This window comes from Chryseobacterium sp. HMWF035, from assembly GCF_003094695.1.
Taxonomy (GTDB): Bacteria; Bacteroidota; Bacteroidia; order Flavobacteriales; family Weeksellaceae; genus Chryseobacterium; species Chryseobacterium gambrini.
The window spans coordinates 1-3251 of the sequence record NZ_QEHP01000091.1; the positions used below are offsets into that span (position 1 = coordinate 1).

Annotated in this window: 3 protein-coding genes; all 3 read right to left on the reverse strand. The window is 33.3% G+C overall.

Annotated elements, in window-relative coordinates:
• Positions 1 to 352: 352 nt before the first annotated feature.
• Complete coding sequence (gene rimO / locus DD829_RS13585) at positions 353 to 1654, reverse strand: 30S ribosomal protein S12 methylthiotransferase RimO (protein ID WP_108411253.1); 1302 nt, start codon at positions 1652 to 1654, stop codon at positions 353 to 355.
• A gap of 90 nt (positions 1655 to 1744) precedes the next feature.
• Complete coding sequence (rfbC, locus tag DD829_RS13590) at positions 1745 to 2290, reverse strand: dTDP-4-dehydrorhamnose 3,5-epimerase (RefSeq protein ID WP_076395614.1); 546 nt, start codon at positions 2288 to 2290, stop codon at positions 1745 to 1747.
• A gap of 27 nt (positions 2291 to 2317) precedes the next feature.
• Positions 2318 to 3251, reverse strand: a 934-nt coding sequence (locus DD829_RS13595; RefSeq protein ID WP_228408202.1) for an MraY family glycosyltransferase, incomplete at its 5' end; no start/stop codon positions are given.

Below are 3251 nucleotides of genomic sequence, written 5' to 3' on the forward strand. Positions count from 1 at the left end.
GTGTACCATACCCCATTTGTGCATTCACTAATAAAAATAAAATATTTTTAATTATATATAATTTCAAAAATTATTTTCACATCTCACAAGAGTCTAATTTTTAGCTCAATAGTTATGTAAAATCTCTTTATTTCGCAAAGTTAATATTTTTAAAATAATTTTCATAATAATACATCAAAAAGTTTTAAAATTTTAATTTCCAAAAATAAAACAGTCTTGAAAATCAACAAATTAAACTTTATGTTATCACTGCTTTGTGAATGTTAATTTTTATTAATCATTGGATAACATTGTATTAATGAAAACAATATACGATTTTTTTTATTAAAAAATCAAACAATTGGGAGTAATTTTAAATTAATTCACCGTAAAGATCAAACTCCTCAGCTGAAGTAATCCTTACCTCCGCGAAATCACCGATGGAAATGTATGTATTTTCAGCAGAAACCAACACGGTATTGTCAACGTCCGGAGAATCATATTCGGTTCTTCCGATGAAATAATTTCCCTCTTTTCTGTCGAAAATACATTTATATATATTGCCAATTTTCTCCTGATTTTTCTCCCATGAAATCTGAGACTGGATTTCCATAATTTCTTCCACTCTCGCTTCTTTCACTTCCTGCGGAACATCATCTTCCAATACATAAGCTCCTGTATTTTCCTCATGAGAGTACGTAAAACAACCCAGTCTGTCAAATCTCTGTTCTCTTACCCAGTCTTTCAGCTCATTGAAAATTTCCTGAGTTTCTCCGGGATAACCAACGATAAGCGTTGTTCTGATTGCCATATCCGGAACTTTTTCTCTGAATTTTGAAAGAAGAGCATTTGTTTTTTCGTGAGTTGTCCCTCTTTTCATCGATTTTAGTAAATCTGAATTAATGTGCTGAAGAGGAATATCTATATAGTTGCAAACTTTCGGTTCTTCTCTGATGATATCCAGAACATCTTCCGGAAATCCGCTCGGAAATGCATAGTGAAGTCTTATCCATTCAATTCCTTCCACTTTTACCAATTCTTTTAAAAGATCTCCAAGAGCACGTTTTTTATAAATATCCAGACCATAATAGGTAAGATCCTGAGCAATCAAAATCAGTTCCTTTGTTCCTTTTTTCGCTAATTTCTGGGCTTCCGTAACCAGTTTTTCAATCGGAGTTGAAACGTGTCCTCCTCTCATCAAAGGAATCGCACAGAATGAGCAAGGTCTGTCGCATCCTTCAGAAATCTTTAAATAAGCATAATGTTTCGGGGTTGTGGTTAATCTTTCACCCACAAGTTCGTGCTTATAATCTGCTCCTAAATGCTTTAATAAAACCGGAAGATCTCTCGTCCCGAAATACTGATCTACATCCGGAATTTCTCTTACCAGATCCGGTTTGTATCTTTCAGAAAGACATCCTGTCACAAAAACTTTTTCAACTTCACCTCTGTTTTTTGCTTCCACATAGTCGAGAATGGTATTGATGGATTCTTCTTTGGCATTGTCTATAAATCCGCAGGTATTAATTACAACAATGTCTCCTTTGTCTTCATGCACCACTTCTTTGCCATTGGCTTTAAGCTGACTCATTAAAACTTCGGAATCATATACATTTTTGGAACAACCCAACGTTACTACATTTATTTTTTTCTTCCCTACAGATTTTGTACGCATCTTTTTGATTTTGAGTTTGCAAAGATACAAAATATTGAAGAGTCTGGATTAAAAAATAAAAGCCACTTCAATAAGTGGCTTTCATTATATTTAAAAATTCTTTTCTTTAAAACTTGCTGCATTTTCATCTTTTTCTGAAAGAACAGCTTCACTGTCGGAAATTTTCCAGTCAATATTCAGATCCGGATCATTGTATTTTACACTTCCTTCTGATTCTTTGTTATAAAAGTTGTCGCATTTATAAGAAAAAACTGCCGTCTCACTTAAAACAGAAAATCCGTGTCCAAAACCTCTTGGAATATAAAGCTGTGTTTTGTTTTCCGCCGTAAGCTCAATCCCAAACCATTTTCCAAATGTAGGTGAATCTTCTCTCAGGTCTACAGCAACATCCCAGACTTTTCCTTCCAGACAGGATACCAGTTTTGCCTGTGCGTGTTCTCCTTTCTGTAAATGAAGTCCTCTCAAAACACCATAAGAAGATTTTGAAATATTATCCTGCACGAAATGTCCATTCATTCCGGTAAGTTCCTCGAATTTCTTTTCATTGAATTTTTCGAAAAAATAGCCTCTGTCGTCTTCGAAAATTGTAGGCTCTATAATGTAACAGTCCTTTAAAGGGGTTTCTTTTATTTTCATAACTTATATTTCTTGAATCAGTTATTATTATAATTTATATTGTTTTTTAAGGCTCCATTTTAATGCGAGATAAATACTGCCTATCGGAATGAAAATCACAGGAATAATAATCCAGATTGCCCAGTGTGAATGTATTAAAAATAAATTTATAATTACCTGTACTATAGCATAAACAAAACTTATCAGCAGATGCGAAACTTTTCTTTCATTGGCAAAAAGCTGATACAGATGTCTTCTGTGCGCCTCAAATATATTTTCTTTAAGCAGTAATCTTTCTATTATGGTAAGAATTACTTCCATCCCATATACAGAGAGAAGAAATATATATTTATAGTCCTGAGTTTTCATAATTAATAAGGTAATAAGACCGATTACCCAAAAAGCAATAGCCATACTTCCTACATCACCCGCAAAACATTTTGCTTTTTTCCTGAAATTAAAGAAAAGAAAAACGATGCAGGCTAAAACAGGATAAAGGATAAAATTTTCATCGGTGAATGAAATTACCTTTTCATTAATGTACAATAATGATGATAAGCCGACTAAACTGTATAAACCCGTCATTCCGTTGATGCCGTCCATAAAGTTATAGGCATTCAAGGTTCCTATAATCAGAATAAACAATATGGGCCAAACCCAGATTGGCATCACATTAAATGCTCCAGTAAAATACAGCAGTAAAACCACAGAAATAAAATGAACGGACAGCCTAATTTTATTTGAAAGCGTTACAATATCATCTATAAAGCTGATGGCAGATATTGCCAATAATCCCAAACCAAATGACCAGTAGTTTTCTATGACTTCATTAAAATTAAACGCAGAAAAGATAATGAAAGCAACAGGAAAAATAATTCCTCCTCCCCTCAATGTGATCTGTGTATGTGCGCTTCTGTGATTGGGCTTATCTATAATATTGTATTTATCTGCTATTCTAAAATAGATGAGCATAGATATAAAA

Coding starts and splice junctions, on each gene's coding strand:
- rimO (WP_108411253.1), bottom strand. CDS start 1,654: ATGCGTACAAAATCTGTAGGGAAGAAAAAAATAAATGTAGTAACGTTG.
- rfbC (WP_076395614.1), bottom strand. CDS start 2,290: ATGAAAATAAAAGAAACCCCTTTAAAGGACTGTTACATTATAGAGCCT.